Source organism: Actinophytocola sediminis (assembly GCF_054779715.1).
This window is the reverse complement of record NZ_BAAGXS010000033.1, coordinates 227,457-233,832: the sequence shown is the minus strand read 5'-3', so window position 1 is coordinate 233,832 and position 6,376 is coordinate 227,457. Positions and strand designations below refer to the sequence as shown.

5 protein-coding genes are annotated in these 6,376 nt (G+C 58.3%); all 5 read left to right on the top strand.

Translation table 11 applies throughout. The features are described 5' to 3' along the window. Positions 1–160 precede the first annotated feature (160 nt). Positions 161–904: a hypothetical protein gene (locus tag ACYVIP_RS21870; RefSeq protein ID WP_460399181.1), complete on the top strand. Its 744-nt coding sequence runs from the start codon at positions 161–163 to the stop codon at positions 902–904. 82 nt (positions 905–986) lie between these two features. Beyond that, positions 987–1,988 (top strand): IS481 family transposase, encoded by a 1,002-nt coding sequence (locus ACYVIP_RS21865; RefSeq protein WP_460399178.1) that lies wholly within the window; start codon positions 987–989, stop codon positions 1,986–1,988. Positions 1,989–2,227: 239 nt separating this feature from the next. Continuing rightward, positions 2,228–3,664: an NF041680 family putative transposase gene (locus ACYVIP_RS21860; RefSeq protein ID WP_460399176.1), complete on the top strand. Its 1,437-nt coding sequence runs from the start codon at positions 2,228–2,230 to the stop codon at positions 3,662–3,664. Between the two features lie 16 nt (positions 3,665–3,680). Next, positions 3,681–4,421, top strand: coding sequence for a radical SAM protein (locus ACYVIP_RS21855; protein ID WP_460399174.1), 741 nt, complete (start codon positions 3,681–3,683; stop codon positions 4,419–4,421). A gap of 825 nt (positions 4,422–5,246) precedes the next feature. Next, positions 5,247–6,371 carry a DUF262 domain-containing protein gene (locus tag ACYVIP_RS21850; protein ID WP_460399172.1) on the top strand — a complete coding sequence of 375 codons (1,125 nt, stop codon included), beginning with the start codon at positions 5,247–5,249 and terminating at the stop codon, positions 6,369–6,371. Positions 6,372–6,376 lie beyond the last annotated feature (5 nt).

Sequence of the window (6,376 nt, the reverse complement as noted above, 5' to 3'; positions counted from 1 at the left end):
GTGACTACCACTGTCACCTACTCGTGCAGCAGACCCCAGCATTCTCAAGCGATACTGTAGTGGCGGACCCAGCCTAGCGGGTCGCCGGAGTGGCAGTTGCCCTACAGTCGGGTCGCGGCCAAACATGCAGCGGCATAGGTGGGAGCGTGCAGTGGATGGTATGACGGCCGGTGTTCTGAGCAGCCTGATCGCATCGGTACTGATCGCTCTAGCAACCTGGTGGTGGCGACGTCGATCGCCCGCTCTCCGCCGCGGCCGCAAAGCCCGATCGGCGGCCAGGAGATTCACCCGCGCCGGACTTTCCAACTTCTTCTCCTCCCGCGCGGACTACGCACGCTACCGCGAAGACGGATCGCTGCTCGGGTACTTGCGGTTAGCCAAGAAGTCGATCCACATCGCCTCCTATTGGATGGCGCATGGCGTCGAGATGGAGAATATCGCCGAAGGCTTGGCCCGACTAGTTCAGGCCAACCGTGAACTGGTTGTCCAGGTTGCCATTGTGAATCCGACTGGCGAATATTGTCCGGGGCTCGCGCATTATCTGGGTCTTGCCGAGCAGGACCTGCGTAACCGCGCCGAAGCATCATTGAGGACCATGCGGAAGGCGAGAGCGGAACTCGGTGAGATCGATCGGGCTCGCTTCGATGTCCGGGTTTACCAGTTTGTGCCTACCGCTTCGTTCATCTTATTGGACGTTAACGAGCCGAATGGTCGAATTCAGATGGACATCAAACCCTTCCAGGTTAATAGGCAAGCTAGTGTTTCGATGGAATTCAGTGGGCCTGCTTCCTCGTTGTATGTATTGTTTCGTGACTCCACGCTGCGCCATCTCGACGACTGCGTGCCGTTCGACGCGACACGCCATCTAAGTGTTGCGGGTCATGACGTTGGTGACGGCCGGTAGGGGCTGAGACGAGGGGACGGGTCTTTCGGCGGCAGGATGAGAAGTACCACCAACTCATTCGCCGAGCAGAAAGACCCGTCCGATGCTCCACCGTAATGCCCCGTTGTCTGTGGAAGGCCGTCGCCGTCTGGTCGAGCGCTGCCAGTCCCGTCCGATCGCGCATGTCGCCGCGGAGATGGGGATCTCGAGGCAGTGCGCGTCGAAGTGGTTCAACCGTCACCGCAAGTACGGCGAGGCTGGTCTGCTGGACCGGCCCAGCGTCCCGCACCACCAGCCCACCGCCACGACCGGGCAGGTGGTCGGGCGGATCGAGACGATGCGCCGGGAACGCAAGTGGTCGGCCCGGCGGATCGCTCTCGAGCTGGCCGACGAAGGCGTCACGGTCTCGGTCCGCACCGTCAGCCGGCATCTGGTCCACCTCGGGTTGAACCGGCGCCGGTTCCTCGACCCGACCGGCGAGAACAACCGCACTCCGCGTCGTATTCACGCCTGCTGGCCGGGTCACATGGTCCATATCGACGTGAAGAAGGTCGGTGTCATCCCCGACGGTGGTGGCTGGCGGGTCCATGGCCGCGGCAGCGAGCAGGCCAAACAGTCGGTCCGCGGCCGTAAACGTGGTGGCCGGGCTCGCTACACCTACCTGCACACCGCGATCGACGGGTTCTCCCGTCTGGCCTACACCGAGGCCCTGTCCGACGAGCAAGCCCGCACCGCGATCGGGTTCACCCACCGGGCCAGGGCGTTCTTCGCCCGCCACGGCATCCAGCATGTCCACCGGATCGTGACTGACAACGGAGCCTGTTACCGCGCCCACGACTTCGCCACCGTGCTCCGCGGCGCACGCCACCAACGCATCACCCCATACACCCCACGCCACAACGGCAAGGTCGAGCGCTACCACCGCATCCTGGCCGAGGAGTTCCTCTACGCCCACGTCTGGGCCAGCGAACAACACAGAACGGCAGCGCTACAGATCTGGAACATCCACTACAACTACCATCGACCCCACACCACCGCCGGAGACCAACCACCAGCGACCCGGCTCCACACCGGCGTCACCAACGTCATGGCCTCATACATCTAAGCGTGACTGGAGACCTCGCGTGAGTCTCACTCGTGTTTCGTTCAATTTTACTGCGAGATGCAATGTTCCATGTCAATTCTGTTATATACCGTTTGACAGTGCGGAGGCGCCATTTGAAACATGGGTTGAGCTTGATCTTTAACCTCGGGGTCTGTCGACGCGACCCCGGTTGATCATGAGCGCAGCCCTTGGTTGATCATCGTCTTGCGACAGAACGAAGATCGAAACCAAGGGCTACGGTGATCAGTGTGCACGATCCCGATCGGGATGCGGCGTTCGGGGCGTTGGTGGGGTTCCGTCAGAGGTTCTATGGATGTCTGACCCGGCGGGCTGATGCGTTATTCGAGCTGACCGATGCGGTGCTGTGCGTCGAGGGCCCGGTCCGCTCGCTGGTGGGGTTGTCGCTGGTGGCGGAGCACCGGCGTGGTCATGGCGCGTTGTATGACGGGATCAATCATGGTCGTGTCGACATCGCCCGTCTGCGGAATCTTGTTACCGCGCAACGGTTACCCAAGGCGGCGGACGGCCGGATCGTGCTGGCGGTGGATGTGTCACCGTGGCTGCGCCCGGACGCGAACACCTCCCCGCAGCGATCGTTCTGCCACACCTACGGCCGCGGCAAGGACCAGCATCTGATGATCCCCGGCTGGCCCTACTCGGTCGTGGCCGCGCTGGAGACCGGCCGCACCTCATGGACCGCACTGCTCGACGCTGTCCGGCTCCAGCCCGGCGCTGATGTCGCGGTCGTGACCACGCTGCAGATCCGCGAGGTCGTTGAGCGACTCATCGCCGCCGGTCAGTGGCAGACCGGCGATGCGGACATCCTGGTCGTGCTGGATGCCGGCTACGACGCGCCCCGGATCGCGTACCTGCTGGGTGACCTGCCGATCGAGATTCTCGGCCGAATGCGCTCTGACCGCGTTCTGCGCAAGGCCGTCGGAGCGCGTGCATCCGGGACCAATGGCCGGCCACCCAAACACGGTGACGAGTTCGTCTTCGGTGATCCCACCACCTGGAGTGCCGAACAGGCCATGACACACACCGCCACCCGCCTTTACGGCACAGCCACCGCACAGGCGTGGAACCGACTGCACCCGCGGTTGACCCGACGAGCGGCCTGGACTGACCACCAGGGGCCACTACCGATCATCGAAGGTACCGTCATCCGACTGCGGGTTGATCGGCTGCCCAGCGGCGGCAATCCGAAGCCTGTCTGGCTGTGGTGGTCCAAAGTGGATGCCACAGCGGCGGATGTCGACCGCTGCTGGCACATGTTCCTGCGCCGCTTCGACATCGAGCACACCTTCCGCCTGTTCAAACAAACCTTGGGCTGGACCGCCCCGAGGCTTCGCGACCCTGAAGCGGCCGACCGGTGGACCTGGTTGATGATCACCGCACACACCCAGCTCCGGCTCGCGCGACCGATGGCCGCCGATTTGAGGCGCCCCTGGGAAAAGCCCGCCCCGCCCGAACGCCTCACCCCCGCACGGGTCCGGCGCGGGTTTCGGAACATCCGTGCGAAGACCGCATCTCCCGCCCATGCACCGAAACCCTCCCATCCAGGACCAGGACGCCCATCCGGCTCCCGTAACGCCCACCGCGCGACCCGCCACAACGTCGGCAAAACGATCACAGCAACCACAACGACCAGCAAGAACAAGGACGCCACAGGTTAAAGATCAAGTTGAGATATTGCACCGCTTATCTGATCTCGGCGCGACGCAGATTACTTTCGGTGGCGGTGATCCATTTATTTACCGTCGATTTCCTGATTTGCTGCGCTACATCCGTGAGGAGTTGCCTGGAGTTGGCCTCCTGCATGTGGACACTAACGGCATCGCACTGCGGGAGCAGGATTACGGCGTCGTGGTCTCTACGGTTGACCTGCTTGGATTCCCGCTTGACGGACCGTCGGACGAGCAGAACACCCTGATGCGGCCGAACCGCGCAGGGTTTAGTGCTGTCAGAATGCATCTTGGCAATCTGTACGACCTTCTTGCCATAAAGATAAATACTGTGGTGACAAGTCGCAATGTCGGTGTGCTTGGCGAGTTGTCTGATCTCTTGCGTGGTACGCCACCCGCGATCTGGGCGCTCTACGAGTTTTGGGCGATAGGTCCGGCGGCGAGTATCAATGCTCCAAATTTTGTTGTTGAGCACGAAACGTATACAAACGCGGTGTCGGCGATTCGAGCAGAGGTGGACTACTGCCATGTTGAAGTCAACTTGGTAACTAGTCGCTCGGACTCGTACTTCTTTGTTACGCATACCGGCCGCGCCTATGCTGTGTCGGACGACGACCACAAACATTATGTTGACCTCGGGTCAGTGTTCGAAGACGCCGTTCTGAACCGTTGGAGCGCCATTGTCCGGGAGGAGCGAAACGGGCAGCGGATGAGCGAACGGCTGCGCATCATACGGGCACGGCCCTGACCTGTAGTAGTGGACTGGTCCCAGGCTGCCGGATTTTACTCAGGTGAGTGCATGTTGGTGTGCGGCCTCGCGGGGAGATGTCCATGCGAGAGGCCTGCGACGTGAGATCACCATCGCGCAGAGCCGGATCGAGGCAGGCCTAGAAAGCGAAAGGAGGACAACATATCGTAAGCTCTTGGCCTCGGACTCCTCAATCTCTCGCAGATACCACTAATTGTTTGGAAGGGGTGACTATGTCAGATCTTTCTGGGCTCCAAATATTCTGGGCGGAGTTCAGTTCGCTGGGGCTTGATGTAGAGTATTTTGTGACTGCGCGCCTCTTTGATGGAAAGCCGGCTGTTTGGCCACAGGAACTTGATTACATACGCTGGCGTCACCTGGTTGCAAGTCAACTCGGTATCGATCCCATGGCTGTCCAGTTGGTTGGAAGTGCTCGATTGGGTTATTCCATAAGCCCAAAGAAGAATTTTAAGATGTTCGACAATAGATCAGATCTTGATATTGCTGTAGTGTCATCTGAACTATTCGATAGAGCATGGGAAGAGCTTCGAGGAATTATTGAGCATCAGCGGTTCAAAAGTGATAAGAACTATCTGCGAAAGCTTGTCTTTGAAGAGTGCATTGCACTCGACATCGTACTACCCCACCTGTCATTCGGAGAGCATTGGTCTAAGTCTCGGGACCTATTCGTGCAAGATCTCGGTGGCCCCCTTCGAAGTTGCTCGATTAACTACAGGTTGTACCGTAGTCATAAATCGCTTCGAAGTTACCAATTGAAAAGTGTCAACACTGCGCGGGATCGTGCGATCGAAGAGGGAGTCGACCATGGTTGAGCATGCGCTCAAATTCGAGATCGAATCAAAGACCGTCGCTGAATTCAGGTCATTGGACAAATCTGGCGAGCTAACGCTCCAGCCGGAATATCAACGCAAGGCCGTTTGGCCTGATCGCGCTAAAGTATCGCTTATGGAAACGATTCTACTGGGGTATCCGATTCCGGAAATTTACCTGTCATATGAGACATCTCCCGATGGGGATCAGACTGCATCGGTCGTTGACGGCCAGCAGCGCCTTACTGCATTGCTGGAATTCCTGGATAACAAATTTTCTCTAGAGGGATTGGAGGACAAGGCTCTCCGTGAGCAGTTCGAGGGTAAGCTATTTAAAGAATTGCCTGACGATGTGCGTCAGGAATTCTTCCAGTATCGTTTTCCGATTCGGCGTCTCTCGAACCTCGCTGACGAGTTCGTCCGGGCGGTCTTTGCTCGCGTCAATCGAGTCAATATGGTTCTAACGGAACAGGAGTTGCGAAACGCGTTGCTCCCCGGGCCGTTCAATGAGTTCCTTAAAGACTGCGCGTCGCACTCACTCAGTGTTAATTCGGGTGTATTTAGTGGTGAAAGGCGAAAGCGAGGAGGTGATCTAGAGTTCTACGCGGAAGTATTTGGAACATGCATCTTCGGGCTCGCCAATAAAAAGGCCGAACTCAATGAGCGCTATGATGAGATGTCCGCGGACTTTGAAGACTATCGAGACAGGGCTGAAGAATTTATTGACCTGCTTTCATTTCTCTCCGACGCCGTCAAATGGATCGGCAGAACTCGGTGGTCAAATATCGTCGATATGTTCACTCTGTTGCACGTCAGCTGGGGCCTGCGCGATATCTTGAAGAGTTCAAATGGCCAAGCGGTGAGTCGACTAAGAGATGTTCTGGATCTATTTCAGCGTGCCGTTTCTTCTTATAAGCGCAACGATGCAAGAGAAGATATTGACGGGCTGATCTCGTCGCTTTGTCGGACCCTTGAGGTGGAGGGTAATTATATTGAGGGAATCATTGAAGGATATACATCTGGTATTCGAAACTCGTCCGACCTGGGCTCTCGTAGAATTCGATCGCAACAATTGACTCTAGTTATTGACCGAAATTTCAAGGTCGGCGAGTCCGAGTAGGTGGG

Bases quoted from the DNA above. Each gene is read 5' to 3' on its own strand.
- ACYVIP_RS21870 (WP_460399181.1), top strand. From the start codon at position 161: ATGACGGCCGGTGTTCTGAGCAGCCTGATCGCATCGGTACTGATCGCT.
- ACYVIP_RS21865 (WP_460399178.1), top strand. From the start codon at position 987: ATGCTCCACCGTAATGCCCCGTTGTCTGTGGAAGGCCGTCGCCGTCTG.
- ACYVIP_RS21850 (WP_460399172.1), top strand. From the start codon at position 5,247: ATGGTTGAGCATGCGCTCAAATTCGAGATCGAATCAAAGACCGTCGCT.